This is a genomic window from Mesorhizobium sp. WSM4822 (assembly GCF_055811155.1).
Window position 1 is genome coordinate 104,801 of record NZ_JBVVQM010000014.1, and the last position, 24,430, is coordinate 129,230.

Consider the following 24,430-nt stretch of genomic DNA (forward strand, 5'->3'; position numbering starts at 1 on the left):
GGAGGCCGGAGCACGTCATCCCGCGATCTGGCTGGTCGAGCGTTCGTGGATCGTCGCGCCGGTCTCGGCATCCATGGCCGCCAGGCTGACTTCATAACCCCAAAGCCTGCGGATGTGACGAAGCGTGGCGTCGCGGCTGGCATCCTCGAGAAGGATGCCGTCATTGACCTTGTGCTGCAGCCGCAAATGGCGGTCGCCGAGCAGATCGACATCCACCACCTGAATGTCCGGCCGGTTCGCGCCGACATCATAACTGTTGGCGAGCGTGGCGCGTATCTTGGCGTAGCCGCGCTCGTCGTGGATGGACGCGACCAGACAATGCGGCTGGTCGGCAGCGTCGCCGAGTACAAAAAATCGCCATTTCCGGATCAAGGCCGGGCTGAGGTACTGGCGGATGAAGGATTCGTCGCGATGCTCGGCCCAGGCGTCCAGCAGCACCTCGCGCCAGTTGCCCTGGCCAGCGATGTCGGGGAACCAATCGCGGTCCTCAGCCGTGGGTCTGGTCGAAATGCGCTGAATGTCCTGCATCATGTCGAGGCCGAGAGCATAGGGGTTGATGCCTGAAAAACGCGGATCGTCGAACGCCGGCTGAAAGACCACGTTGGAATGATTGCGCAGGATTTCGAGCATGGCGCCTTCGCTGATCTGGCCGCGGTCGAACAGCATGTTCATCAGCGTATAGTGCACGAACGTGGCGCAGCCCTCGTTCATCACCTGTGTTTGCCGTTGCGGGTAAAAATATTGCGCGATGACCCGAACGATCCTGATGATCTCACGCTGCCAGGGCTCCAGGACCGGGCTGTTCTTTTCGAGGAAATAAAGCAGATTTTCCTCAGGCAGGTTGAGCGATTTCTTCCGCTCCGGGTCCTGGCCCTTGTCGTTGGCCGCTTGCTGCGAAGGCGGCAGCGTACGCCACAAGTCGTTGTAGGAGCGCTCCTCGTATTCGAGACGCTCGCGAACTCCTTCGCGTTGCCGTTCCGACGACAGCCTCGGCGGCCGGTGATAGCGAAACACGCCCTGATCCATCAGCGCGTGAGCGGAATCGAGAACAGCCTCGACGGCGGCGAGGCCGTGCCGCTCCTCGCAACGGACTATGTAGCCCTTGGCGAAGTCCAGGTAGCCGAGGATCGCACCTGCATCCGTCCATTGCCTGAACAACTGATTGTTCTTGAAGAAATGATTGTGCCCGAGCGCTGCATGGGCCGTCACCAAGGCCTGCAGGGCCATGGTGTTTTCCTCCATCAGATAGACGATGCAGGGATTGGAATTGATGACCAGTTCATAGGCAAGCCCGCGCCCGCCCTTGCGATAGAGCAGATCCTGGTGGAGGAAATGTTTGCCGAAAGACCAGTGACGGTACATCAATGGCATGCCAATGGACGAATAGGCGTCGAGCATCTGTTGCGAGGAGATGATCTCCATCTGAACGGGATAGGTGTCCAGATGAAGCTCTTCGACCGCAAGTGCCTCGATCGCGTCATAGGCCCGCGACAATGTTTTGAAATCCCAGTCGGACCCTGAAAAAAGCAGGCTGGATTTGCTGGCTTGTCTGACCATCGGGAACCCTCATGCCCGCTTGAGGGAGACCGGCTGCCTGCCGAAAAGCTGGCGAAAGACCGGGTAGATATCGGCGGGCGTAGCGATGCGGCTCATCTGGAAGTTCGGCCATTTCTGGTCGATGGCGTTATAGGCACGCCACAGCGATGTCCCGTTTTCGGTCGAGCCGAAAATATGGGCTTCACGCTCGTCGATGATCTCGACATAGGCAAAATACTGGCACAGCCGCATGAGCTCGCCGTTGAGAAGCGAAATGCATCGCTCTGAATCGCCGGCGAAATTGTCGCCGTCCGAGGCCTGGGCGGCATAGATATTCCAGTCGTGGGCCGGGTAGCGGCTCGCGATAATACGGTGCATTTCCTCCAGCGCGGTGGAAACGACGGTGCCGCCGCTTTGGGTGTTGTAGAAAAATGTTTCTTCGTCGACCTCCTGAGCCAGGTGCGTATGGCGGATGAAGACAATCTCGATGCGGTCGTAGCGTCGTTTCAAGAACAGGTGCAGCAAGACGAAGAAGCGCTTGGCCAGATCCTTCTCGCGCTCGCCCATGGACCCGGACACGTCCATCAGACAGAACATGACGGCATTGGCGTTCGGCACCGGCCGGGAATCGAAGCGGTTGAAGCGGATGTCGACCGGATCGACATAGGCAATGCGTCGGCGGCGTCGTTCCAGCCGGTCAAGCTCTTCGCGCAATGCCGCGATACGCTGGCGCGCGTCGGCGCTGGATGGCGCCTCCTCGAGCGAGGCGATTTCCTCGAGGATCGCATCCAGTTCGACCTGCTTGGGGCGCCTCAGCGCAATGCGGCGGCCGTGGCTGTTGCGCATCGTGCGGCCGACATTGATGTTGGTCGGCGAACCGGTGGCGGCGAAGCCCGCCCTGCGCGGCTTGAAGGCAAGGATCTCCTTGAGGTTGAGCTTGACCATGTCGGGGAGTTCGAGATCCTCGAAGAAAAGATCGAGCACTTCCTCGCGCGACAGTACGAAACGAAAGTCGTCCTCGGATGCCTTGTTTCCCGGGGACGACGCTCCCCCGCCGCCTCCGCCGGGCTTGGGGATCAGGTCTCCAGCGGAGAAATGCCTGTTGCCCGGCAAGATGTGCTGGCGCCTGCCACTGTCGCGGGCGTTGCTGAAGCTCGGCTCGCTTGTGCCTCTTTCGGGCATGCGCACGGCGTGCTCGGAATCCGCGTCGGCGATCCTGCCGGTGCGGATCTGGTCGCGTATGCTCCGTTTCAATTCCTCGCGCGCGCGTCGCAGGAAGCGCTGGCGATTGCCGAGGCTCTTGTCTTTCGGGTTCAGGCGGCGGTCGATGAAGATCGGCATGGAACCATCCGGGTTCTCTAACCCGCCCTGTTCACCCGCATGTACCAGTCCACAAGGCGACGAACCTGCCGCTCGGTGTAGCCGCGCTCGACCATCCGCTGCACGAATTCATTGTGCCGCTTTTCCGTGACGCTGTCCTGCTTGGAGCCGAAACTAATCACCGGCAGGAGGTCCTCGACCTGGCCGAACATGCGTTTCTCGATGACTTCCCGCAGCTTTTCGTAACTTGTCCACGCCGGGTTGCGGCCATGGTTTCTTGCACGGGCGCGCAGCGTGAATTTCACCACCTCATTGCGGAAGTCCTTGGGATTGGCGATGCCGGCCGGTTTTTCGACCTGTGAAAGCTCGTTGTCCAAAACCTCGCGGTTGAGGATCTGGCCGGTGTCAGGATCCTTGTAATCCTGGTCTTCGATCCAGGCGTCGGCATAGGCGATGTAGCGGTCGAAAAGATTTTGGCCGTACTCGCTGTACGATTCCAGATAGGCCTTCTGGATCTCATGGCCGATGAACTCGGCATACCGCGCGGCCAGCTCGGACTTGATGAACTCCAGATAGGCGGCTTCCGTCTCCTTCGGAAACTGTTCGCGCTTGATCGCCTCCTCCAGGATGTACATGAGGTGCACGGGGTCGGCGGCCACCTCTTCGGTGTCGTAGTTGAAGGTCTGCGACAGGATCTTGAAGGCAAAGCGCGTGCTGACGCCGGCCATGCCCTCGTCGACGCCGGCGGCGTCCCGATATTCCTGAACCGACTTTGCCTTGGGGTCGACCTCCTTGAGGTTCTCGCCATCATAGGCGCGCATCTTGGTGTAGAGCGGCGAATTGTCGTGCTCGGCCAAACGGGTCGAGACGGTAAACCGGCTGAGGATGTCCAGCACCTCTGGAGCGCAAGGACTGGCGGCCAATTCGCTCTCCCGCAGCAGTTTCTCGTAGATCTGCCGCTCTTCGGTTATCCGAAGGCAATACGGCACCTTGACCACGAGGATGCGATCAAGAAAAGCCTCATTGTTCTTGTTGTTCTTGAACTGCAGCCATTCCGACTCGTTGGAATGGGCCACGATGATTCCCTGGTAGGGAAAGGCGCCGAAATTTTCGGTGCCGTTGTAGCTGCCTTCCTGGGTGGCGGTCAGCAGCGGATGCAGGACCTTGATAGGCGCCTTGAACATTTCGACGAATTCAAGCAGGCCCTGGGTAGTCCGGTTCAGTCCGCCGCTATAGGAATAGGCGTCCGGATCGGATTGGCTGAAGTTTTCCAATTGCCGGATGTCCACCTTGCCGACCAGGGCCGAAACGTCCTGATTGTTCTCGTCGCCGGGCTCGGTCTTGGCGATGCCGATCTGGCGCAGTCGCGACGGCATCAGCTTGACGACGCTGAACTTGGAAATGTCGCCGGAAAGTTCGTCGAGGCGCTTGGCTGCCCATGGCGAAATGAGCCCATTCAACCGGCGTCGGGCAATGCCGTATTTGTCCTCCAGCAGGTCGCCCATGCGATCAGGATGGAAAAGACCAAGCGGCGATTCGAAAACCGGGCTGACCTGATTACCGACCTTCAGCGTGTAGATCGGGCGCTGTTCCATCAATTTCTTCAGACGCTCGGCAAGGGAGGATTTGCCACCGCCCACGGGGCCGAGCAAATAGAGGATTTGCTTGCGCTCCTCGAGCCCCTGCGACGCATAGCGAAAATAGCCGGCGATGCGCTCGATCGTATCCTCCATGCCATAGAAATCGGCAAAGGAAGGGTACACTTTCAGGGTCCGGTTGGAGAAAATGCGGCCGAGCCGCTCATCCTTGCTGGTGTCGACCAGGTTCGGCTCGCCGATCGCCTCGACCATCCGTTCAGGCGCCGAGGCATACATCGACTTGTCCTCGCGGCAGGCAAGGAGATATTGCTGGATGCTGATCTCTTCCTGCGCCGCGTTGGTGTAAATTTCCGAAAACAGATCGAAGACGTCAGACTGGTTCTCTCGCATGATGCTTTTGCCCTCGGAGCCGCTGTGGCTTCCATTCGGCTCACCTCGCATTCAACTGTCGGGGGGTACCGTTTGTTCCCTTCATGTGAAGAGGTGGCTGCGATCGTAAGATTCGAGGCCACTCCGAGATCAAGGCGCTCGGTGCGGAGCGGCATTCATCGCGGGTAGCGGGTGTGTTGCGAATCCCTGACTGGACGGCTGGGGCCGCCGCGTGCAGTCTTGCCTCGTCAGGAGACAGTGATGATCGATCGACGAAGCCTGATCATGGCCTCGGTGGCGGCGATGCTGCCGTTGGAAGCATCGGCCGCGTCGGAAACACGCCGACCCACGCCAAAGACCTTCGACTACGGGCCGGCCAAGCTCGACATCTATGCGCCCGATGGTGCAATCGGCCTGCCGGTCGTGTTTTTCGTTCATGGCGGCACCTGGCAGTTTGGCAAACGCAGTCAAGTAAACGCCAAACCAGCCTTCCTGCTCGCCAACGGCTTCTGCTTCGTCTCCATCGACTACCGCATGCTGCCGCAGGCCGATGTCGCCACCCAGGCCGGTGACGTCGAAAAGGCCTTCGCCTACATCAGGGCCAACATCGCCCGGCATGGCGGCGACCCCAACCGCATTGTCGGCATGGGCCATTCGGCCGGCTGCCATCTGGTTGCGCTGACCGGCATGCGCGGCGGATTGCCGGGCATAGCCGCGCTCATCCTCGACGACACCAGGGCCTATGATCTTGCGGCACTTGCCAAGAATGGCGGTATGGTCCGCGCCTATGCCCGCGTCTTTTCCGATCCCGCGCAATGGGCGGCACTGTCGCCGGCCAGCTATGTCGATGGCCGCAAGCACCCGCCGACGTTCATTGCCTATTCGCGCGCCCCTGGCCGCGGCGAGGACTCCAAGGCCTTTGCCGAGCGCCTGCGCGCGACGGGCACCCAGGTCACACTGTTCGACGGCAGCGCCTACACGCATATGTCGATCAATCGCGATTTCGGCGAGGACGGCGATGCGCTGACCGCGGCCGCGCTGGCATTCCTGAAATCGACGGTTGGCTGATCCTTACGGCACTGGATCAGACCAAAAGTGGCGGCGGGATATTGCTGTGCGGGCGCGCCCGGGTGCAAGTGCTCTTCGATCGTGAGCGGGAGGGAATTGCATGAACGGCGCCGATGTCCTGTGTGACGTGCTTCTGGCCAATGATGTGACGGTCTGCTTTGCCAATCCCGGCACCTCCGAAATGCATTTCGTTGCAGCACTTGACCGCAAGCCGAAAATGCGTTGCGTGCTCGGGCTGTTCGAGGGCGTGGTGACGGGTGCCGCCGATGGCTATGCGCGGATGACCGATCGGCCGGCCGCGACGCTGCTGCATACCGGTCCCGGCCTGGCCAACGGGCTCGCCAACATGCACAATGCCCGGCGTGCCTTCAGCCCGATGATCAACATCGTCGGCGACCATGCGTCTTACCATCTGCCGCTCGATGCCCCGCTCACCAGCGATATCGAGAGCCTTGCGGCGCCGATGTCCAACTGGGTCGGCCGCGTCAAGGGCCCGGCCGATATCGTGCCGGCAGCTGAAGCAGCCTTTCGCGCCTCGCTGACACCGCCCGGCGTCGCGACGATGATCCTGCCGGCGGATGCCGCCTGGGGCGAAGTCGACGCGGTTTCGGTCGGCAAGGTGAAGCTGGTGCCAGCGCCGGCGGTCGATATGGAAGCCGTGCGCAAGGTCGCCGCGGCGATCCGTGCCGCTCCGGGCCGGGCAGGCATGATCGTTCGCGGAAAGGCCGCACGCGCCGATGCGCTCGCCATCGCCGGGCAGATTTCGACGGGCAGCGATGTCCGCCTGTTCGGCGAGGTTCTGATCGCACGGATGCAACGCGGGCGTGGGCGTGTCGCGCCGACCCGCATCCCCTATCCGATCGATGCGGCGATGGCTGTGCTGAGGGATGTCGATGTTCTGATCCTGGTCGGTGCGAAGGAGCCGGTTGCCTTCTTCGCCTATCCGGGGAAACCGGGACGGCTCGTGCGAGAAGGCTGCGAGGTGCTGACACTGGCCGCCCATGGCGACGATCTGCATGCGGCGCTGGAGGCGCTTCGCGACGAACTTGGCATCAAGCCGTCACAACAACAGGTGCTCGCGGCCGCTTTTCCCGACGAGGCAACGCCGAACGGCAAGCTGACGGAAGATGCCATCGCGCTGTCGGTGGCGCGCAAACTGCCGGCCGATGCGATCGTTTGCGATGAAGCGGTCACCTCGGCCAGGCGTTTCTTCGCGCTGTCGGCCTTTGCAGCACCGCACGACTACATGATGGGCACGGGCGGATCGATCGGCGGCGGCATCCCGATGGCGACCGGGGCGGCAATCGCCTGTCCGGACCGCAAGGTGATCAACCTCGAAGCCGACGGCAGCGGCATGTACACGGTACAGGGATTGTGGACGCAGGCGCGGGAAAAGCTCGACGTGGTGACGATCGTGTTTTCCAATCGAACCTATGCAATCCTGCATGGCGAGATGAAGAATGTCGGCGTGGGCGCGATCGGCGAGAACGCCAGGCGCATGCTCGACCTCGACCATCCTTCGCTCGACTGGGTGTCGCTGGCCAAAGGCATGGGCGTAGAGGCGGCTCGCGCCGATACGTGCGAGCGCTTCGAGGCGCTGCTGGACAGCGCGCTGTCACGGCGCGGGCCGTTCCTCATCGAAGCGGTGCTCTGAGCGCGGCGAAACACGATCGGCGGAACCGATCTACCAGCGCGTCTTTTCGCCGGGAGCCGCCGGTTCGATCGCCAGCGCGTGCACGCCGGCCTGCAATTCGTCGGCAAGCAGTTCATTGACGGCGCGGTGACGGTCGATGCGGCTCATGCCGGCAAAGGCGGAAGCGACGACGCGGACGCGAAAATGCGTCTCACCGGTGCCGTCATAAGTGCCGTGATGGTCGGAGCCGTGATGGTGGTGGCCGGCATGGAGATGGCTCTCGTTGATGATAACCAGCCTGTCCGGCGAAAATGCCTTATTGAGCTTGTCTTCCATGGTCGCCTGTATGGACATCGCCATCTCCCTTCACCACATATCGCTGGCGTCTCGGCCTGGAACCGAAAATCGGTTTCGCAAGGGGCCGCCGCCGCGCAACAAAATCCGCCATTCGCCTGCTTTATGCCGCGATTCAGCGGTTAGGGCGATGATCGCGAAAATGTCAATTCTTGTTTCGCATCTGCGAACGCCCCATAAATGGGTAAGATGAAGCCGTACCCCAAATATTTCGAGAAGATTCGCGTCCGCCCCGACAAGGACGCGGAGCTGAAGTCGCACTCGCCGATCTGCCAGTGGGACGGCTGCAAGGAAGCGGGCACCCATCGTGCGCCGGTCGGGCGCATGAAGGAAGGCGAGTATTTCCACTTCTGCTTCGATCATGTGCGCGAGTACAACAAGGGCTTCAACTACTTTTCCGGCGTGCCGGACACCGAGGTCGCGCGCTTCCAGAAGGAAGCCATGACCGGGCACCGGCCGACCTGGAAGATGGGCGCCAACGGAGCCTCGACGCGATCGTCGCCCGATATGGCCCAGATGCGTTCCGGCCGGGCCGGCTACTATAACCGCATGCGCGACCCGTTCGACCTGTTCAAGGGACCGAAGGATCCGCGCGAGGCGCGCGAGCGCAAGGCCAAGCCGCTTGAGGCCAAGGCGCTGGAAACGCTTGGTCTTGATACAAAGGCGACTGGCAAGGAGATCAAGGCGCGCTATAAGGAACTGGTGAAACTGCACCATCCGGATGCGAATGGTGGCGACAGAGGTTCGGAAGACCGGTTCCGCGATGTGCTGCAGGCCTATCGCGTGCTCAAACAGGCGGGCCTGTGCTGAGCGGCCATACGGTTCGTGTCGTTTTCCAACTTTCATAAGGTTGGAAAAGGCTCTAAGACCGCCCCCGGACAAAATCGATTGCCGGCGAAATCAGACGTTTCGCCCGTGGAGACGTTGAGAGATATGAACAAGGTCGATCGTGACATCGCCAACCTGCCCGACACGACGGTGTCGGTGAAGGAGAAATTCGGCTTCGAGTCCAAGATGGTGGTGCCGGCCTATTCGGTGACATCGGAGCATGTGCCGGACATCGATCCGGACTATCTGTTCGACAAGAACACGACGATGGCGATCCTTGCGGGCTTTGCCTACAACCGCCGCGTCATGGTGTCGGGTTATCACGGCACCGGCAAGTCGACCCATATCGAACAGGTCGCCGCCCGCCTCAACTGGCCTTGCGTGCGCGTCAACCTCGACAGCCATGTCAGCCGTATCGATCTCGTCGGCAAGGACGCGATCGTCGTCAAGGACGGTTTGCAGATCACCGAATTCCGCGACGGCATCCTGCCCTGGGCCTACCAGCACAATGTCGCGCTGTGCTTCGACGAGTACGATGCCGGCCGTCCGGATGTGATGTTCGTCATCCAGCGCGTGCTGGAATCGTCGGGCCGGCTGACGCTGCTCGACCAGAGCCGGGTCATCCGCCCGCATCCGGCCTTCCGGCTGTTCTCGACCGCAAACACGGTCGGCCTTGGCGACACCACCGGCCTCTATCACGGCACCCAGCAGATCAACCAGGCGCAGATGGACCGCTGGTCGATCGTCACCACGCTGAACTATTTGCCGCACGACAACGAAGTCGCCATCGTGCTGGCCAAGGCCAAGCACTATCGCGACGGCAAGGGCAAGGACATCGTCAACAAGATGGTGCGCGTCGCCGACATGACGCGCTCGGCCTTCATCAACGGCGATCTGTCGACCGTGATGAGCCCGCGCACCGTGATCACCTGGGCCGAGAATGCCGAGATATTCGGCAATATCGGCATGGCGTTCCGGCTGACCTTCCTCAACAAGTGCGACGAACTGGAGCGCTCGGTGGTGGCCGAGTTCTATCAACGCGCCTTCGGCGAGGATCTGCCCGAGAGCGCCGCCAACGTGGTGCTGGGGTAAGCACAGTCTCGATGGCGGGTCCGGGCGACAACACGCGCAACAAGTCGAAGACGGGCTCTGAAGCCGACAGCTTCAAGCGTGCCGTCACCGTCTGCATGCGCGCCATTGCCGGCGACAAGGAACTGGAAGTCGGTTTCGCCAAGGACCGGCCCGCACTTGCCGGCAGCCGTGCCCGTCTGCCCGAATTGCCGAAGAAGGCCTCGAAGACCGATATCGCGATCACCCGCGGCCTCGGCGATTCCATGGCGCTGAAGCGCGCCTGCCATGATGTGCGCATCCACACCAAGCTGGCGCCGGAAGGCAAGGCGGCCCGCGCCATCTATGACGCGGTCGAGCAGGCTCGCGTCGAGGCGATAGGCTCACGCGCCATGCAAGGCGTTGCCGACAATATCGGCTCGATGCTGGAGGACAAATACGCCAAGGCCAACCTCGTCGACATCAAGGACAAGGCCGACGCGCCGATCGAGGAAGCTCTTGCCCTGATGGTGCGCGAGAAGCTGACCGGCCGTCCGATCCCGAAAAGCGGCGAGCGGCTGGTCGAACTTTGGCGCCCCTGGGTCGAGGAGAAGGCCAAGGCCGACCTCGACGGATTGTCGGCCAAGCTCGGCGACCAGCAGGCGTTCGCCCGGGTCGTGCGCGAGATGCTCGCCTCCATGGAGATGGCCGAGGAACTCGGCGACGACCAGGAGACGGAAGATTCCGAGGACAATGACGACAACCAGCCGCAAGGCGAGGAGCAGAGCGAGGAGGGCGGCGAAGAGGATTCCGGCTCCGAGCAGTCGCAGTCCGAGGATGCCGAAGCTTCCGCCGATGACGAACAGTCGGCCGAGACGGAAGCCTCCGATGCCACCGCCGACGATCTGTCCGACGATGACGACGCCGATGCCGAAACACCCGGCGAGGCGCGCCGCAACGACAATCCCTTCACCAATCTGCCGAAGGAAATCGACTACAAGGTCTTCACCACCGCTTTCGACGAGACGGTCGGCGCCGAGGAGCTGTGCGAAGAGGAAGAACTCGACCGGCTGCGCGCCTTCCTCGACAAGCAACTGGCCAATCTGTCCGGCGTCGTTGGGCGGCTGGCCAACCGGCTACAGCGCCGGCTGATGGCGCAGCAGAACCGCTCCTGGGATTTCGACCTGGAAGAAGGTTACCTCGACCCGGCAAGGCTGGTGCGGGTCGTCATCGACCCGATGCAGCCGCTGTCGTTCAAGCAGGAGCGCGACACCAAATTTCGCGACACGGTGGTGACGCTGGTGCTCGACAATTCCGGCTCGATGCGCGGCCGGCCGATCACGGTCGCGGCAACCTGCGCCGACATCTTGGCGCGCACGCTGGAGCGTTGCGGCGTCTCGGTCGAGATTCTTGGTTTCACCACACGGGCCTGGAAGGGCGGGCAGGCGCGCGAGAAATGGCTGAAGGACGGCAAGCCGCCGAATCCTGGCCGGCTCAACGATCTGCGCCACATCATCTACAAGTCCGCCGACCATCCATGGCGGCGGGCACGGCGCAATCTCGGCCTGATGATGCGCGAAGGCCTGCTCAAGGAAAATATCGACGGCGAGGCGCTGCTGTGGGCGCACAACCGGCTGATCGCCCGGCCCGAGCAGCGCAAGATCCTGATGATGATCTCGGACGGCGCGCCGGTCGACGATTCGACGCTGTCGGTCAATCCGGGCAACTATCTCGAGCGCCATCTGCGCGCCGTCATCGAGCTGATCGAGACGCGTTCGCCGGTGGAACTGCTGGCCATCGGCATCGGCCACGACGTCACGCGCTACTACCGCCGCGCTGTCACCATCGTCGATGCCGAGGAACTGGCCGGCGCAATGACCGAGCAGCTGGCTTCGCTGTTCGCCGAGGAAAGCGCGAAGGATACGCGACGCGGCGGTGGTATGCGGCGCGCCGGATGATTTCCAGGCGCGGCGGGTTTCGGCAGACGCTTTTCGCCGCCATCGTCCTGCTTTCCGGCGTGGCTTCGGCGGCAGCCGGTTCGGCCGACTCTGGTTCTGTCGAACCGGTCGAAATCTCGGCCCGCCCGATCACCCAATTCCACATTGGCCGTGCCGACAAGCAGTTCGGCGCTTTCGAATTCGTCGGCGGGCTGGAGATGACCTCGCCGACACGCGATTTCGGCGCGCTGTCAGCCTTCCGCTTCCTGAAAGCCGGCGGTGATTTCATCGGCGTTGCCGACACCGGCTTCTGGTTCTTCGGCACGGTGGTCCGCGACGCGGAAAAGCGACCCTCCGGCATCCAGAATTTCCGCATGCAGCAGATGGTCGACCAGACCGGCCGGCCGATCGACAGGAAATGGGAGGTCGATGCGGAAGGTCTCGCGGTCAAGGACGGCATCGCCACTGTCGGCTTCGAGCGCAGCCACCGCGTCGCCCAGTTCAAGATCGACCCCAACGACATGAAGGCGCCGTTCAAGCCGCTGGATTTCGTCGTGCCGGCCCGGGAGCTGCGCCAGAATCGCGGCTTCGAGACCGTCACCCACGCCAATGCCAACGGCCAGCATGAGGGCGGCCTGGTCGTGGTCTCCGAGAAGAGCCTGGACAAGGCCGGCAACATCTATGCCGCCATCATCGAAGGGCCGCACAAGGGCGTCTTCACCGTCAAGCGCAATGGCGATTTCGACATCACCGACGGCGCCTTCCTGCCGGATGGCGATCTGTTGCTTCTGGAGCGCAGTTTCTCGATGGCCAGCGGCGTCAAGATGCGGCTGCGGCGCATCTACGGCGAAAGCGTCGAGAAGGGCGCGGTCGCCGACGGGCCGGTGCTGCTGGAGGCCGACATGGACTACCAGATCGACAATATGGAAGGGCTAGACGTCTGGACCCGCGACGACGGCGCGCTGATGGTGTCGCTGATCTCCGACGACAACCACTCGATCCTGCAGCGCAACCTCTATCTGGAATTCATCCTCCACCAGGATTGACCCGCCGGCTTTACGTCCTGGTGGCGATCCAGATGACATGGCGGGCGCCGCGCTTGCCGTTGGCGCGTGTGTTGACCTCCTCGACCGCGAAGCCTGCCTGCTTCAGCCGCCGCGTGAAGCCGCTGTCGGGGCCTTGCGACCACACCGCCAGCACGCCGCCGGGTTTCAGGGCGCTGCGTGCGGCTGCGAGGCCTTGCACGCTGTAAAGTGCGTCGTTGGATTTGTGGACGATGCCTTCCGGGCCGTTGTCGACATCGAGCAGGATGGCGTCCCAGGCCGCGGGCCGCGACCGGATCAACTGCCCGACATCGGTTTCCTGGATGGTGACGCGAGGATCGTCGAGACAGCCGTCAAAGATTTCGGCCATCGGGCCACGTGCCCAGGCGACGACGGCGGGCACCAGTTCGGCGACGACAATTCCGGCATCATTGGCCAATTCTGTGAGTGCGGCGCGCAAGGTAAAACCCATGCCAAGCCCACCGATCAGGATTGTGGGCCGGCTATGGCCGGCAATCCGCTCACAGGACAGTTTTGCCAGCGCTTCCTCGGAACCGCTGAGGCGGCTGTTCATGAGCTCGTTGGTGCCCAGCATGATCGAGAATTCGGTGCCGCGCCGCTTGAGGCGAAGTTCTTGTCCGCCGTCCGGGGTCTTTGCCGAATCGAGCTGAACCCACGGGATCATGATCTTTGTCCGACCATGATCTTTTCCGAAAATCGGGTCCCACTTTTCGGGATCATGGTTTAAGCCGCAACCGCCGGCTGGCTCCAGCGGGCCGCGAGCAGACGGTAGGGGATCAACGCCACCACGGCGATGATCAGCTTCACGCTGAGGTCGCCAAGTGCCCAGGAGATCCAACGCATGGCGTCGACATGGAACACGCCCATCAAAGGTGCGGTTTCCAGCGCGAAGCCGTCGTTGGGACCAGCGAAGGCAAAGGCGGCGGAGAAGGCGACGGTGAAGAACACGGCGGTGTCGAACACCGACCCGACCAGCGTGCCGACGATCGGCGCGCGCCACCAGCTCTGGCGGCGCAGCCGGTTGAAGACAGTCACATCGAGCAATTGCGCGGCAAAGAACGCCGCTCCGGACGCGGCCGCGATCCGCACCAGCCGGTCGGCGGCGGTCTCGAATTCGATCAGGCCGTGACGGAACAGGAAGGGCGGGACAAGGATCGAGCAGATCACCGCCGTCATGAAGCCGACAAAGACGATCCGGCGCGCCACAGTGGGGCCGTAACGGCGGTTGGCGAGGTCGGTGACCAGAAACGAGAAGGGATAGGTGAAGGCCCCCCAGGTCAGAAGGTCGGCCAGCGAGAGGCCGCCGATCTGGCCCTGCATCGGGAATTGCACGAGAATGTTCGATGCCACGACGACAAGCGTCATGGCGGCCACGAAGGGTAAGTATCGCGAGAAGAAAGTCATTTTTTTATCCTGGGTAATGGAACCAGCGGAACGTATTCCTAAATCGGATTACGCTAGCTTCGGAATTTGAGCATCGGATTGCCGAAACCTTGCGGCTTCGATCCGATGCCTAGGCCAACAAAAGGTTGGCCAGAGGCCAACAACAAGAGGTTGGCCAGGGCGGTCGTCCCCCGCCTTTGAACTGTTTTAAGCGGCAGCCTGTTCGGCGGTCTTCTTGGCGATCTGCTTCTTCAGCAAACGGGCGCGCTGCGACAATTCCTTGACGTCGGCCTTGGCCAGGAAGGCGTCGAGGCCGCCGCGATGTTCGACCGAACGCAGCGCGTTGGCCGAAATGCGAAGACGCACGTTCTGGTTCAGCGCTTCCGAAATCAGCGTCACATTGACGAGGTTCGGCAGGAAGCGACGCTTGGTCTTGTTGTTGGCGTGGCTCACATTGTTGCCGGACATGACTGCCTTGGCAGTGAGTTCGCAGGTGCGGGACATGGTTCTAACCTTCAGTTCTCGGGTCTGCCAAACACTCAAGCCCACGCCGGGTGGCGCGCGGTTCTGGTCAGGCGGCCTTATGGAAAAAGTTGGCGTTCCATAGTTGCATTTCGCCGAGGCGTCAAGCTCCGGCTTGCCCACGGACGCGCCCGTCATTTCATATTAAGGCCGGAATTCATCCTATAAGCGGTTCCATAGGGACATGCCAGACCGGAGTTGCCCGCCTCCGGCCGAAAATCAAGGACCCGATCCCGCCATGCTTCGTTCGCCACATGCCCTTGTTGCCATGCTTGCCATAGCTTTGCCGTCCGCCGCGTCTGCTGCCTCGCCGCAGTCGTTCAAGGGCGAGTACACGGTGTCGTTCCTCGGCCTTTCGATAGCGAAATCAACGTTTTCCAGCCGCTATGAGAACGGCGCCTACGCGATCCAAGGCAGTGTCACCGCGGCAGGGCTGGCCAAGCTGTTCGACGACACGCGTGGCACGATCTCATCCAAGGGCACGATCGCGGGCAAGAAAATGGTGCCGCAGGCATTCCGCGCCGACTACACCTCCGGCAAGAAAGCATCGGTGGTCGATATCCGCTTTGCCAATGGCAGGGTCACCTCGACGAAGGTCGTACCGGCACCGGGCAAACGCGACCCCAAGAACTGGGTGCCGCTCGGTGCCGGCGACCTGGCGTCGGTGCTCGATCCTATGGCCGCCACCGTCATTCATGCCGACAGTCTCGACCAGGTCTGCGGCCGCACGGTGAAGTTCTATGACGGCGAGATGCGTGCCGACCTGACGTTGACCTACGCGTCGAAAGGCACGATCTCGGTCCCAGGCTACAAGGGCGACACCGTCACCTGCCAGATGGGCTTCGAGCCGGTGGCGGGTTATCGCAAGGGCCGCAAGGCGCTCAACTATCTCAAGAACAAAAGCCGCATGATGGTGACGTTTGCACCGCTCGGCCAAACCGGCGTATATGCGCCGATCCGTGCCACGGTGGGCACGCAGATCGGCACCTTGACCATCAGCGCCGGGCGTTTCGAAGCCGTACAATAGCCAGGCGCGGAATTGGCGCGCCACTGGAGACAGAATGGGGCGCGCAACACTGATCGGCTTTTCGGCGGTCGCCATGTGGGCGTTGCTCGCACTGCTCACCGATGCGTCGGGCCAGGTGCCGCCGTTCCTCTTGTCGGCGATCACCTTCTCGATCGGCACCGGGGTCGGGCTCATCGCGCGGCTGTTCATGCCGGCACCCGACAAGAGCCAGAAGATACCGCCGCAGGTGTGGCTGATCGGCATTGCCGGCCTGTTCGGCTACCACTTCTTCTATTTCACCGCGCTGCGCAATGCGCCGGCGGTGGAGGCGAGCCTGATCGCCTATCTGTGGCCGCTGCTGATCGTGCTCGGCTCGGCGCTGATGCCGGGCGAAAAACTGGCCTGGAACCATGTCGTCGGCGCGCTGCTCGGCCTTGCCGGCACCGTGCTGATCGTCACCAAGGGTGGCGGGCTGGCCTTCGACGCCCGCTATTCCTTCGGCTATGCCATGGCTGCCGTCTGCGCCGTCCTGTGGTCGTCCTATTCGTTGTTGTCGCGGCGCTTCCCGTCAGTGCCGACCAGCATCGTCACCTGGTTCTGCGCAGCGACCGCGGTGCTGTCGCTCGCCTGCCACCTGGCGCTGGAACAGACCGTTCTGCCTGTCGGCGCCGGCCAGTGGCTGGCGGTGCTTGGCCTTGGCCTGATGCCGGTGGGCGCTGCCTTCTATGCCTGGGACATCGGCGTCAAACGCGGCAACATCCAGGTGCTGGGTGCCGCAAGCTACGCCGCACCGCTGTTGTCGACGCTGGTGCTGATCGCGGCCGGCGTCGCCGAGCCGTCGCTGCGCATCCTCGCCGCCTGCGTGCTCATCACCGGTGGCGCGGTGCTCGCCGCAAAATCCCTGTTCCTGCGCAAGCCTGCGGCGACCGAGAGCCGAGCCGGGTCATCCGAAGGCGGAGCCCAGGGCATCCAAAGGCGGAGCCGGGCATGACGATGCCGTTTGCGGGCGGCATCGACGCCAATGCCAATGCGACACTGATCTTTTCGCTGGCGGCGGCGGTGATCTATGCGTTCACGCTAGGCATGCCGCCGACGCTCGCCCGCTCGGCGGCAAAGACGCTTGCCGTGGCGATGCTTGCCGTGCTGGCCGGACTGCAGGGCGGCCCGCTGCTGCTGGTCGCCGCGCTCGCCCTCAGCGCCGCTGGCGACGCCTTCCTGTCGCGCGACGGCGAAAAGGCCTTTCTCGGCGGGCTGGCCAGTTTTCTCGTCGCCCACATCGTCTATGTCGCGCTGTTCCTGCGCAGCGGTGGCGGATTGGGAGTGCTTGGCGCCGAGCCGTGGCGCGGAGCGATCGGGCTCGCCATGGCGGTGTTCGTGGTCATCATGCTGGCGGCGCTGTGGCGTCGCGTCGGTCCCGGCCTGCGTATCCCGATCACCGTCTATATCGCCGCGATCCTGGCAATGGGCATCTCGGCGCTGACAACAAGCAATATGTGGGTGATCGGTGGCGCCGTGCTGTTCATGGTATCGGACGGGCTGCTCGCCACCGAGAAATTCCTTGTCGCCGCCATCTCGCCCCACCGCGCCTGGATGCGCTTCGCCGTCTGGGCGCTGTACTACGCCGCCCAGCTCGCGACGACACTTGGGTTCCTGCTAAATTTGGGTTCTTATTGAGTTAGGGTTGTTTCGGCTGCCAGCCGGGTTCGGCCAGCTCAAAGGCGGCAAACTCGAAGCCCGGCGCGACGGTGCAGCCGACCAGCGTCCATTCGCCCAGGCTGCGCGCCGACTGCCACCAGCCTGCCGGCACGACGATCTGAGGCCGCTCACCGGCTGCGAGATCGATGCCGAGCACCTGCTCCACAACGGTACTGCCTTCCTCCCACATCGCCAGTGCCAGTGGGGCGCCGGCATGGAAATGCCAGACCTCGGCGGCGTCCTTGACCCGGTGCCAGGCCGAAACCTGATGCTCCTCAAGCAGGAAATAGATGGCAGTCGAATGGCCGCGCGCGCCGCCGGTGCCATCGCGAAAGGTCTCGGCATACCAGCCGCCTTCCGGATGCGGCTTCAGGCCGAGCGTCGCGATAATTTCTGCGGAGCTGGTCATGGCGACGATACTACCGGGCCTAGAAATTGTCCTTGCGCTTGCGGATTTCGGCAAAGACCTCGGCGTCCGAAGCTTTCTCCAGCCCCAGATGCTTGCGGATCGCCGGATCGTGCCAGCGCAGGAAGGGATTGGTCGACAGCTCCTCGCCGATCGTCGTCGGCAGCGTCGGCTTGTTGTCGGCGCGCAGCTTTTCGATCCTGGCGGCGCGTTCCTTCAATGCCGAATTGGTCGGGTCGACGGTCAGCGCGAAACGGGCGTTGGAGAGCGTATACTCGTGGCCGCAATAGATGGCCGTTTCAGCCGGAAGTGCAGCCAGCTTCTTCAGCGATTCATACATCACCGGCGGCTTGCATTCGAACAGCCGTCCGCAACCCAGCGCAAACAGCGTGTCGGCGGTGAACGCCACACCCGAAGCCGGCAAATAGTAGGAAACGTGGCCGGCGGTGTGGCCGGGCGTGGCGATGACTTCGATCTTTTCATCGCCAAGATGGAGAACCGAGCCGTCTTCGACGGTCTCGTCGATGCCGGGGATCTTGGCCTTTTCTGCTTCCGGGCCGACGATGCGCAGCTTGAAGCGCTCCTTCAGCGCCAGATTGGCCTCGACGTGATCCATGTGATGATGCGTGGTCAGGATCATCGTCGGCGTCCAGCCAGTGCGCTTTATCGCGGCCAGGATAGGCGCTTCCTCGGGCGCGTCGATGATCGCGGTCTGGCCGCTTTTGGGATCATGCACCAGCACGCCGAAATTGTCGCTGCGGCACATGAACTGTTCGATTTCGACCGGCATCGCATCTCTCCGTTTATGGCCGCAGACATAGGGCGCCGGCGCGTGGATGTCATCCCGGATGTCGAATGACATCTCGGAATGTCGGATGTCGCGGCCTTTTGTTGAAACCCGCCGATATCACGGCTACATCCCTGCCATGCATTCCGACATCGTCGATCTTCGCTCCTTCTATTCGACAACACTCGGCCGTTTCGCCGAGCGTTCGATCACCATGGCGTTGTCGTCGATATGGGCAGCGGTACCCAACGAGCGGCTGGTTGGTCTGGGTTACACCTTGCCCTGGCTGGAGCGGTTCGGCACCGATGCCGAGCGGGTCTTTGCCTTCATGCCGGCAACGCAAGGCGCGGTGGTGTGGCCGGCGACAGGGCCGACGGCGACGGCACTGGTCTTCGACGAGGAACTGCCGCTGGTCGATTCCTGCATCGACCGCATGCTGCTCGTCCATTCGCTCGAACATGTCGAGAACCCGCGTGAGACGCTGAACGAGATCTGGCGCGTGCTGTCGCCGGCTGGCCGGGTGGTCATCGTCGTGCCCAACCGGCGCGGTGTCTGGGCGCGCTTCGAGCACACCCCATTCGGCAATGGCCGGCCCTTTTCGCGCGGCCAGCTCACCGAATTGCTGCGCGAGGCCAATTTTACGCCCGCCGCCTGGTCCGATGCGCTGTTCTTTCCGCCGTCGAAGCGCCGTTTCATGATGCGCTTCCACAATGTGCTGGAGCGCGCCGGCCGCCGGCTGTGGCCGATCTTTTCCGGCGTCATCGTCGTCGAGGCGCAGAAACGGCTCTATCAAGGCGTGCCCGTGGTCCAGCGCGCCTCGCGCCGCGTCTTCGTGCCGGTGCTGTCGCCGCATGGCGCCACGCGGCTTGGCCGTCACAAAACCGATGCCAAGCCCTCGGCTGCGCGAGTGACGGCTTCGTGATCACGGCAGGCGTGCCTGACGTCGTTTTCCTGCCTATCTGTCGCAAGCGGACCGGCAGCCCATACGAACGCCTGTCAAGTTTCTCCATCCGGTTTCAGCACTGACGCAAGGACCTCGGCCATGGCTGATCAACCGGACAATGCCGCCGTCGTTCAGCCGGTTGCGGTGGCGGTCGAAGCCAGCAGCCTGCGCGACCAGGTGGCGACGATCCGGCGGGCGCTGGCGCGATCGCCGGTTCGCAAATGGTTGCTGTGGACATCGGTCGGCATCATGGCCGTGATCATCGCAACGTCGATCGGCCAGGTTCTGCTCAATCGCTGGAACCAGCCTTTCTACGATGCGCTTGCGCGCCGCGACATGGCGGCCTTCCTGCACCAGCTCCTCGTCTTCGCGATGATCGCCGGCGGGCTGCTGGTGCTCAATATCGGCCAGACCTGGCTCAACCAGATGATCAGGCTCAAACTGCGCGAGGCGCTGACGCTGGATCTGATCGATCAGTGGATGCGGCCGGCGCGCGCCTTCCGGTTGGCCAATGCCGGCGCCATCGGCGTCAATCCCGACCAGCGCATGCAGCAGGACGCCGCGCATCTGTCCGACCTGTCAACCGATCTCGGCGTCGGGCTGCTGCAGTCGTGCATCCTGCTCGTGTCCTTCGTCGGGGTGCTGTGGGAGCTGTCCTCGGGCTTCGTGTTCCACATCGGCGGGACCTCGCTGGCCATACCGGGCTACATGGTCTGGGCCGCCATCCTTTACGCCGGCATCGCCTCCTGGCTGAGCTGGCTGGTCGGGCGCCCGCTCATCCGCCTGAACAGCGACCGCTATACACGCGAAGCCGAGCTGCGCTCCTCGATGGTGCGCGTCAACGAGAATGTCGATGCCATCGCGTTGTATCATGGCGAGGCCGACGCCAGGCGGCGGCTCGAACTCGATCTCGGCACGGTGCTGGGCGCCATGCGGCGCATCTACACCGCCCAGATCAACCTGTCCTGGGTGACCGACACCTATGGCTGGATCACCGTCGTGGCGCCCATACTGGTCGCTTCGCCAGTCTATTTCTCAGGTGATATCAGCTTTGGCGGGCTGATGATGGCGGTCGGCGCCTTTAACCAGGTCCACTCCTCCTTGCGCTGGTTCATCAACAACATCGGCAGCATTGCCGATTGGCGCGCCACGCTGATGCGCGTGGCCGATTTCCGCATCGCGCTCGATGAAACCGATGCGCTGCACGACACGGAAAAGCGCATCGCCTTCGGCCAAAACGTCAATGGCAGCCTGACTTTCGAGAAGCTCGAAGTGACCTCGCCGGAGGGTTGCACCAGACTCGCCGATCCGCATGTCGAAATCCGCCCCGGCGAGCGCGTCATGATCACCGGCGACCCCGGTGCGGGCAAGACGCTGTTCTTTCGTGCCATTGCCGGCCTGTGGCCATGGGGAAGCGGCCGGATCGGCCTGCCGTCGGGAGAAACCCCCATATTCGTGCCGCGCGTGCCTTATTTTCCGGTCGGCACGTTGCGCGAAGTCCTCGATCACCCGAACGGGCCCGCGCCGGCGAACGATGCCGACATTTCGGCGGTGCTGGCCGAGGTCGGTCTGGGACGGCTGTCCTCATCGCTCGACCGTGCCGGGCGTTGGGACCATGAGTTGGGCGATGACGAACAACGCTCGCTGGCCTTCGCCAGGCTCGCGTTGCGGCAGCCGAAATGGGTGATCATCGATGAGGCGCTGGATGCGTTCGACGGCCCATCGCTAAGACGCGTGCTGTCGATGCTCGAGAAGCGTTTGCCGGGGACAGCGATCCTCAACATCGGGCGCGGCCAGCACAACAACCACTTCTTCCCGCGCGCGTTGACGATCGTCAAGGATTCCGGTGCGCCAGCCCTGAAGCCCGCCCGCGTCAGGGCCGGCGCGATCGAACCGCCGCCAGCCGCCGCTCGTCGCAAGAAATGAGCTGATTTCCGGGCGAGGGAAGCAAAGCTTTATTTTGCCGCGATCGCGAGGGAAGCTCCTCGGGAGAAACAATCCTGGCGACGGCCATGCTTGATGCCCTGCGCCTGCTTGCCTGTCTTGCCTGCGCCCAGGCTGCTCCCGCCGCCTCGCCGCGGGATGCGCTCGCCGTCGACGTCGAGCTGGTGCTGGCGGTCGACATCTCGCTGTCGATGGACGAGAAGGAGTTCGCCCTGCAGCGGGCCGGTTATGTCGAGGCGCTGCGGCATCCCGACTTCATCAAGGCTGTCCGCGCTGGCGCCACGGGCCGCATAGCGCTGACCTATTTCGAATGGGCCGGCACGGTGCGCGACGACGCGGTCATCGGCTGGCAGATTATCGATAGTGCCGAGAGCGCGAACAGCTTTGCCGACAAGGTCGCGGCTCGCCCGTTCCGCAGCTTTCGCGGCACTTCGATTTCCGGCGCGCTGGCCTTCGGCACCGAGCTTTTCGACCGCACGTCTTTCCAGGGCGAACGCAGCGTCATCGACATTTCGGGCGACGGACCGAACAATATCGGGCCGCCGGTCACCGCGACGCGTGATGCGGCGACTGCCAAAGGCATCGTCGTCAACGGCCTGCCGATCCTGATCAGCCCGTCGCCCACCTTCAGCCATCTCGACCAGTATTATGCGCAGTGCGTGATCGGCGGACCCGGTTCCTTCGTGCTGCCTGTCTATGCCGTCGCCGAGTTTTCGACAGCCATCCGGCGCAAGCTGCTCCTGGAAGTGAGCGGCATTCAGGACGAGGTGAGAAGCATCCCCATCGACGCGGCGACGCCGATAGACTGCCTGCAAGGCGAACGGGACAGGCGGTTTCTATCGGATCCGTATTTTCCCGAACTTGACCGTTGAGCTCTCGACAGAGGGGTTAACGCGATCCGGAGGGAAAACCGTTCCACAATTTCCCGGAATCCCTCTCGGTTAAGCGGGCCGGGCACCAAATTGATTGCGAAACTCGTTGGAGAGATCGCGGCGCCAGCGCCGGCCATGGACATAGCCTTGCATCAATTCCGGCAGCGAATAGCCAAGCGTTTTGGATGAACGGTTGGCCATGTAGCCCTGAAATGCCTCCGGTATCCTGCCTCGCAGGATGTCGGCGATGAGCTGCCGCGAGATCATGTAAGGCGGAATGTGCGGGTAGGCATGGGCAATATGCGGATGTTTGCCCATCAGGTTCGCATAGGCCTCGACATAGCCGTCACGGCGGCCGGAAATCGAGTTTTCCGAATTGTATTTCGTCCAGTCCAGATCCTTGGACAACTGCGCACCGAAGCGCCGGGCAAGGCGCAGCAGCAATTCGCGATCCTGCATGCGGGTGATGTCGCTGTCGTAGCCGCCGATGGCCAGCAAGGCTTCGCGGCGAGCCGTGATCGCAGAGCCGGCAATGAAGATGGTCTGCCCAACCAGCGTCCGCTCCAGCATTGCGGGGCTCACGAACGCCTCGGGGTTGACGCAGTTTGTGATGCGATTGCCTTTCAGGGACACGAACGAACTGATCAGCACTTGCAGTGCAGGATTTTCCTCGAACCAGGTCAGGGTTCGTTCAAGCCGGTGCGGCATGTAGATGTCGTCGGAATCGAGGAACGTCACCAACGGTGCCCGCGCGCGCTCGATGCCGGCATTCCTGGCTGCGTTGGCGCCTCGCCATTTCGCCCCGACATAGATCAGCCGCGGGTCCTGGATGCGGGCCAGCGCCGCTTCGGTTCCATCGGTCGAACCATCGTCGACGACAATGTGCTCAAGCCTCGACATGCTCTGGGAGAGTACGCTTTCCACGGCGCGCAACACCGTTTCGCGTCGGTTGTGGGTCGGCGTAATGACCGTGATGAGAGGTGTCGGTTCGATGGTTTTGCCCATTTTGACCATAGTGCTTCAGCTATGTCCCACGTAGAGGGGCACGTTTTCAACCTCGTCCCGAACCAGCCCAAGGGCCATGGCCGCTTGTGCACAAAAAACCAGCGCGCAAAAGGCCAATCCGACGATCAGTGCAAACGGGATCTGCCATGCCGGCATTCCGAGCCGAGTTGCATGCGTCAGAATACGCCCGCCCACTTTCCAGGACGTCGAAAACCAACGTCTTGTCGCCTTCAGCACTCGCGCGGCTTGGGATGGCGATGCCAGTGCCACATATTTCCGGTCCGCATCGCGCCCGGTGACCAGGGCACGCCAAAAGAAAAAGCGCCAACCGCGCGGAGGATAATGGCTGGCCCGGGCATCGACTCTGACAAAATCATGCCCGCTTGCTCGTAACTGGCTGGCGAGCAACGTGCAAGAAACCTTGAATCCATTGCTGGCCGGAAAGGGATGGCCGGCTAACCAGCTTCTGCGGAAGGCGCAATTGTTGGCGTTCATCGCGCGCTTGGAGGCAAAGCGTCTATCACCATCACGCAGCGGGAAGAACCACAGAAGCGCAAAGGTTCGCGAAGCGAAATCGTCACAGCCGAGATAGGTGTAACCGTTCACGGCGATCGTCTTCGGATCCTGGAGCGGTTTGAGAAGTGCCGACAGCCAGCCGTCTTCGATCACTGTATCGGAATCGCAGAAAATGACGATGTCGCCCTTGGCCAACGCGGCGCCTGCGTTCTTGACCTCATAGTACCGGCCGCCTGTGCAGGCGCTGAAGACCGTATTTGCTACCATGCCAAGTTGCGGAACAATTTCGGTGAGACGATGCCGCAGAAGCGGTGTGTCGGTATCTGGTCCGCTGTGAACGACGATGACCTCCGGTTTCAGGTATTGACCGGTTGTCGTCACGGCTTCTATTTCCCGTGCCAAAGCACTGAACGAAACGCCGATCTCATCTTCATTGATGGACTTGGCGTTTTCCATTTCGACAACGATCGAATAGGTCAGGTTCCCCGCTCCGTGCTTCGCTCGGCATCGCGTCCGGCATGACGCTACGAAAAACATGCTCCCGTGTCATCATCTGGTTGCAGAGTTCAATCCGTCCGCAACCCCGAATTCGCAACC

The 24,430-nt window shown here is 62.5% G+C and carries 23 protein-coding genes; 12 read left to right on the forward strand and 11 right to left on the reverse strand.

Annotated features, from left to right (window positions below):
• Nucleotides 1-15: 15 nt before the first annotated feature.
• The 3 genes from AC0L3E_RS27790 to AC0L3E_RS27800 are packed head-to-tail and all read right to left on the reverse strand — an operon-like array spanning nucleotide 16 to nucleotide 4,844.
• Nucleotides 16-1,557 (reverse strand): SpoVR family protein, encoded by a 1,542-nt coding sequence (locus tag AC0L3E_RS27790; protein ID WP_473606096.1) that lies wholly within the window; start codon nucleotides 1,555-1,557, stop codon nucleotides 16-18.
• Between the two features lie 9 nt (nucleotides 1,558-1,566).
• On the reverse strand, nucleotides 1,567-2,877 hold the full coding sequence (locus AC0L3E_RS27795) for a YeaH/YhbH family protein (protein WP_128308428.1): 1,311 nt from the start codon (nucleotides 2,875-2,877) through the stop codon (nucleotides 1,567-1,569).
• 17 nt (nucleotides 2,878-2,894) lie between these two features.
• Nucleotides 2,895-4,844 carry a PrkA family serine protein kinase gene (locus tag AC0L3E_RS27800; RefSeq protein ID WP_013529362.1) on the reverse strand — a complete coding sequence of 650 codons (1,950 nt, stop codon included), beginning with the start codon at nucleotides 4,842-4,844 and terminating at the stop codon, nucleotides 2,895-2,897.
• Nucleotides 4,845-5,084: 240 nt separating this feature from the next.
• On the opposite strand from AC0L3E_RS27800, the gene AC0L3E_RS27805 reads away from it, so the two are divergent.
• Nucleotides 5,085-5,891: an alpha/beta hydrolase gene (locus tag AC0L3E_RS27805; RefSeq protein ID WP_473606097.1), complete on the forward strand. Its 807-nt coding sequence runs from the start codon at nucleotides 5,085-5,087 to the stop codon at nucleotides 5,889-5,891.
• Between the two features lie 100 nt (nucleotides 5,892-5,991).
• Nucleotides 5,992-7,545, forward strand: coding sequence for an acetolactate synthase large subunit (locus AC0L3E_RS27810; protein WP_473606098.1), 1,554 nt, complete (start codon nucleotides 5,992-5,994; stop codon nucleotides 7,543-7,545).
• 30 nt (nucleotides 7,546-7,575) lie between these two features.
• On the opposite strand, the gene AC0L3E_RS27815 is transcribed toward AC0L3E_RS27810, so the two are convergent.
• Entirely contained in the window at nucleotides 7,576-7,878 is a 303-nt protein-coding gene (locus AC0L3E_RS27815) for a BolA family protein (protein WP_027038090.1), read from the reverse strand.
• Between the two features lie 180 nt (nucleotides 7,879-8,058).
• Here AC0L3E_RS27815 and AC0L3E_RS27820 point away from each other — a divergent pair, with 180 nt between their 5' ends.
• The 4 genes from AC0L3E_RS27820 to AC0L3E_RS27835 all read left to right on the forward strand — a co-directional run bounded on the left by AC0L3E_RS27820 (nucleotide 8,059) and on the right by AC0L3E_RS27835 (nucleotide 12,736).
• Nucleotides 8,059-8,688, forward strand: a complete 630-nt coding sequence (locus AC0L3E_RS27820) for a J domain-containing protein (protein WP_013529366.1) — start codon at nucleotides 8,059-8,061, stop codon at nucleotides 8,686-8,688.
• A 123-nt stretch (nucleotides 8,689-8,811) separates the two neighbouring features.
• Nucleotides 8,812-9,798, forward strand: a complete 987-nt coding sequence (cobS, locus tag AC0L3E_RS27825) for a cobaltochelatase subunit CobS (protein ID WP_013529367.1) — start codon at nucleotides 8,812-8,814, stop codon at nucleotides 9,796-9,798.
• Between the two features lie 11 nt (nucleotides 9,799-9,809).
• Complete coding sequence (cobT, locus tag AC0L3E_RS27830) at nucleotides 9,810-11,711, forward strand: cobaltochelatase subunit CobT (RefSeq protein ID WP_063169108.1); 1,902 nt, start codon at nucleotides 9,810-9,812, stop codon at nucleotides 11,709-11,711.
• The gene (locus AC0L3E_RS27835) at nucleotides 11,708-12,736 is read left to right on the forward strand and encodes an esterase-like activity of phytase family protein (RefSeq protein ID WP_128308803.1); all 1,029 of its coding nucleotides are present in this window, start codon (nucleotides 11,708-11,710) and stop codon (nucleotides 12,734-12,736) included. The genes cobT and AC0L3E_RS27835 overlap by 4 nt, the downstream gene beginning before the upstream one ends.
• Nucleotides 12,737-12,746: 10 nt before the next feature.
• Here the strand turns inward: AC0L3E_RS27835 and AC0L3E_RS27840 are convergent, their stop codons facing one another.
• From AC0L3E_RS27840 to rpmB, 3 genes are all read right to left on the reverse strand, one after another.
• Nucleotides 12,747-13,418 (reverse strand): spermidine synthase family protein, encoded by a 672-nt coding sequence (locus AC0L3E_RS27840; protein WP_128308802.1) that lies wholly within the window; start codon nucleotides 13,416-13,418, stop codon nucleotides 12,747-12,749.
• A gap of 59 nt (nucleotides 13,419-13,477) precedes the next feature.
• The gene (locus AC0L3E_RS27845) at nucleotides 13,478-14,158 is read right to left on the reverse strand and encodes a queuosine precursor transporter (RefSeq protein WP_128308801.1); all 681 of its coding nucleotides are present in this window, start codon (nucleotides 14,156-14,158) and stop codon (nucleotides 13,478-13,480) included.
• Nucleotides 14,159-14,344: 186 nt separating this feature from the next.
• On the reverse strand, nucleotides 14,345-14,641 hold the full coding sequence (rpmB, locus tag AC0L3E_RS27850; RefSeq protein WP_013529373.1) for a 50S ribosomal protein L28: 297 nt from the start codon (nucleotides 14,639-14,641) through the stop codon (nucleotides 14,345-14,347).
• Between the two features lie 256 nt (nucleotides 14,642-14,897).
• Here rpmB and AC0L3E_RS27855 point away from each other — a divergent pair, with 256 nt between their 5' ends.
• Genes AC0L3E_RS27855 through AC0L3E_RS27865 form a run of 3 tightly spaced genes read left to right on the forward strand, consistent with a single transcriptional unit; the run spans nucleotide 14,898 to nucleotide 17,339 of the window.
• Nucleotides 14,898-15,686, forward strand: coding sequence for a DUF3108 domain-containing protein (locus AC0L3E_RS27855; RefSeq protein ID WP_023811078.1), 789 nt, complete (start codon nucleotides 14,898-14,900; stop codon nucleotides 15,684-15,686).
• Between the two features lie 34 nt (nucleotides 15,687-15,720).
• A complete protein-coding gene (gene yddG / locus AC0L3E_RS27860; protein ID WP_127266959.1) occupies nucleotides 15,721-16,656 on the forward strand; it encodes an aromatic amino acid exporter YddG in 936 nt (311 codons plus the stop codon).
• Nucleotides 16,653-17,339, forward strand: coding sequence for a lysoplasmalogenase (locus tag AC0L3E_RS27865; RefSeq protein WP_128308800.1), 687 nt, complete (start codon nucleotides 16,653-16,655; stop codon nucleotides 17,337-17,339). The genes yddG and AC0L3E_RS27865 overlap by 4 nt, the downstream gene beginning before the upstream one ends.
• Before the next feature lies 1 nt (nucleotide 17,340).
• Here the strand turns inward: AC0L3E_RS27865 and AC0L3E_RS27870 are convergent, their stop codons facing one another.
• Both AC0L3E_RS27870 and gloB read right to left on the reverse strand, forming a co-directional pair.
• Nucleotides 17,341-17,769, reverse strand: coding sequence for a cupin domain-containing protein (locus AC0L3E_RS27870; RefSeq protein ID WP_128308799.1), 429 nt, complete (start codon nucleotides 17,767-17,769; stop codon nucleotides 17,341-17,343).
• 19 nt (nucleotides 17,770-17,788) lie between these two features.
• Nucleotides 17,789-18,556 (reverse strand): hydroxyacylglutathione hydrolase, encoded by a 768-nt coding sequence (gene gloB, locus AC0L3E_RS27875; RefSeq protein ID WP_128308798.1) that lies wholly within the window; start codon nucleotides 18,554-18,556, stop codon nucleotides 17,789-17,791.
• 136 nt (nucleotides 18,557-18,692) lie between these two features.
• On the opposite strand from gloB, the gene AC0L3E_RS27880 reads away from it, so the two are divergent.
• The 3 genes from AC0L3E_RS27880 to AC0L3E_RS27890 all read left to right on the forward strand — a co-directional run bounded on the left by AC0L3E_RS27880 (nucleotide 18,693) and on the right by AC0L3E_RS27890 (nucleotide 22,312).
• Entirely contained in the window at nucleotides 18,693-19,475 is a 783-nt protein-coding gene (locus tag AC0L3E_RS27880; protein WP_256745279.1) for a class I SAM-dependent methyltransferase, read from the forward strand.
• Nucleotides 19,476-19,595: 120 nt separating this feature from the next.
• Nucleotides 19,596-21,422 carry an ABC transporter ATP-binding protein/permease gene (locus AC0L3E_RS27885; protein ID WP_128308797.1) on the forward strand — a complete coding sequence of 609 codons (1,827 nt, stop codon included), beginning with the start codon at nucleotides 19,596-19,598 and terminating at the stop codon, nucleotides 21,420-21,422.
• An 86-nt stretch (nucleotides 21,423-21,508) separates the two neighbouring features.
• A complete protein-coding gene (locus tag AC0L3E_RS27890; RefSeq protein WP_473606100.1) occupies nucleotides 21,509-22,312 on the forward strand; it encodes a DUF1194 domain-containing protein in 804 nt (267 codons plus the stop codon).
• A 69-nt stretch (nucleotides 22,313-22,381) separates the two neighbouring features.
• Here the strand turns inward: AC0L3E_RS27890 and AC0L3E_RS27895 are convergent, their stop codons facing one another.
• Together AC0L3E_RS27895 and AC0L3E_RS27900 are read right to left on the reverse strand one after the other, a co-directional pair.
• Nucleotides 22,382-23,317 carry a glycosyltransferase family 2 protein gene (locus AC0L3E_RS27895; protein ID WP_473606101.1) on the reverse strand — a complete coding sequence of 312 codons (936 nt, stop codon included), beginning with the start codon at nucleotides 23,315-23,317 and terminating at the stop codon, nucleotides 22,382-22,384.
• Nucleotides 23,318-23,332: 15 nt separating this feature from the next.
• On the reverse strand, nucleotides 23,333-24,289 hold the full coding sequence (locus AC0L3E_RS27900) for a glycosyltransferase family 2 protein (protein ID WP_473606102.1): 957 nt from the start codon (nucleotides 24,287-24,289) through the stop codon (nucleotides 23,333-23,335).
• Between the last annotated feature and the right edge of the window lie 141 nt (nucleotides 24,290-24,430).

What these genes read in the sequence shown, in the direction of transcription:
- AC0L3E_RS27870 (WP_128308799.1), bottom strand. Translation starts at nt 17,769, where the DNA reads ATGACCAGCTCCGCAGAAATTATCGCGACGCTCGGCCTGAAGCCGCAT.
- AC0L3E_RS27835 (WP_128308803.1), top strand. Translation starts at nt 11,708, where the DNA reads ATGATTTCCAGGCGCGGCGGGTTTCGGCAGACGCTTTTCGCCGCCATC.
- AC0L3E_RS27890 (WP_473606100.1), top strand. Translation starts at nt 21,509, where the DNA reads ATGCTTGATGCCCTGCGCCTGCTTGCCTGTCTTGCCTGCGCCCAGGCT.
- AC0L3E_RS27790 (WP_473606096.1), bottom strand. Translation starts at nt 1,557, where the DNA reads ATGGTCAGACAAGCCAGCAAATCCAGCCTGCTTTTTTCAGGGTCCGAC.
- AC0L3E_RS27810 (WP_473606098.1), top strand. Translation starts at nt 5,992, where the DNA reads ATGAACGGCGCCGATGTCCTGTGTGACGTGCTTCTGGCCAATGATGTG.
- AC0L3E_RS27840 (WP_128308802.1), bottom strand. Translation starts at nt 13,418, where the DNA reads ATGATCCCGTGGGTTCAGCTCGATTCGGCAAAGACCCCGGACGGCGGA.
- AC0L3E_RS27815 (WP_027038090.1), bottom strand. Translation starts at nt 7,878, where the DNA reads ATGTCCATACAGGCGACCATGGAAGACAAGCTCAATAAGGCATTTTCG.
- rpmB (WP_013529373.1), bottom strand. Translation starts at nt 14,641, where the DNA reads ATGTCCCGCACCTGCGAACTCACTGCCAAGGCAGTCATGTCCGGCAAC.
- AC0L3E_RS27865 (WP_128308800.1), top strand. Translation starts at nt 16,653, where the DNA reads ATGACGATGCCGTTTGCGGGCGGCATCGACGCCAATGCCAATGCGACA.
- cobT (WP_063169108.1), top strand. Translation starts at nt 9,810, where the DNA reads ATGGCGGGTCCGGGCGACAACACGCGCAACAAGTCGAAGACGGGCTCT.
- AC0L3E_RS27800 (WP_013529362.1), bottom strand. Translation starts at nt 4,844, where the DNA reads ATGCGAGAGAACCAGTCTGACGTCTTCGATCTGTTTTCGGAAATTTAC.
- AC0L3E_RS27855 (WP_023811078.1), top strand. Translation starts at nt 14,898, where the DNA reads ATGCTTCGTTCGCCACATGCCCTTGTTGCCATGCTTGCCATAGCTTTG.
- cobS (WP_013529367.1), top strand. Translation starts at nt 8,812, where the DNA reads ATGAACAAGGTCGATCGTGACATCGCCAACCTGCCCGACACGACGGTG.
- AC0L3E_RS27880 (WP_256745279.1), top strand. Translation starts at nt 18,693, where the DNA reads ATGCATTCCGACATCGTCGATCTTCGCTCCTTCTATTCGACAACACTC.
- AC0L3E_RS27885 (WP_128308797.1), top strand. Translation starts at nt 19,596, where the DNA reads ATGGCTGATCAACCGGACAATGCCGCCGTCGTTCAGCCGGTTGCGGTG.
- AC0L3E_RS27805 (WP_473606097.1), top strand. Translation starts at nt 5,085, where the DNA reads ATGATCGATCGACGAAGCCTGATCATGGCCTCGGTGGCGGCGATGCTG.
- yddG (WP_127266959.1), top strand. Translation starts at nt 15,721, where the DNA reads ATGGGGCGCGCAACACTGATCGGCTTTTCGGCGGTCGCCATGTGGGCG.
- AC0L3E_RS27845 (WP_128308801.1), bottom strand. Translation starts at nt 14,158, where the DNA reads ATGACTTTCTTCTCGCGATACTTACCCTTCGTGGCCGCCATGACGCTT.
- AC0L3E_RS27820 (WP_013529366.1), top strand. Translation starts at nt 8,059, where the DNA reads ATGGGTAAGATGAAGCCGTACCCCAAATATTTCGAGAAGATTCGCGTC.
- gloB (WP_128308798.1), bottom strand. Translation starts at nt 18,556, where the DNA reads ATGCCGGTCGAAATCGAACAGTTCATGTGCCGCAGCGACAATTTCGGC.
- AC0L3E_RS27895 (WP_473606101.1), bottom strand. Translation starts at nt 23,317, where the DNA reads ATGGGCAAAACCATCGAACCGACACCTCTCATCACGGTCATTACGCCG.
- AC0L3E_RS27795 (WP_128308428.1), bottom strand. Translation starts at nt 2,877, where the DNA reads ATGCCGATCTTCATCGACCGCCGCCTGAACCCGAAAGACAAGAGCCTC.
- AC0L3E_RS27900 (WP_473606102.1), bottom strand. Translation starts at nt 24,289, where the DNA reads ATGGAAAACGCCAAGTCCATCAATGAAGATGAGATCGGCGTTTCGTTC.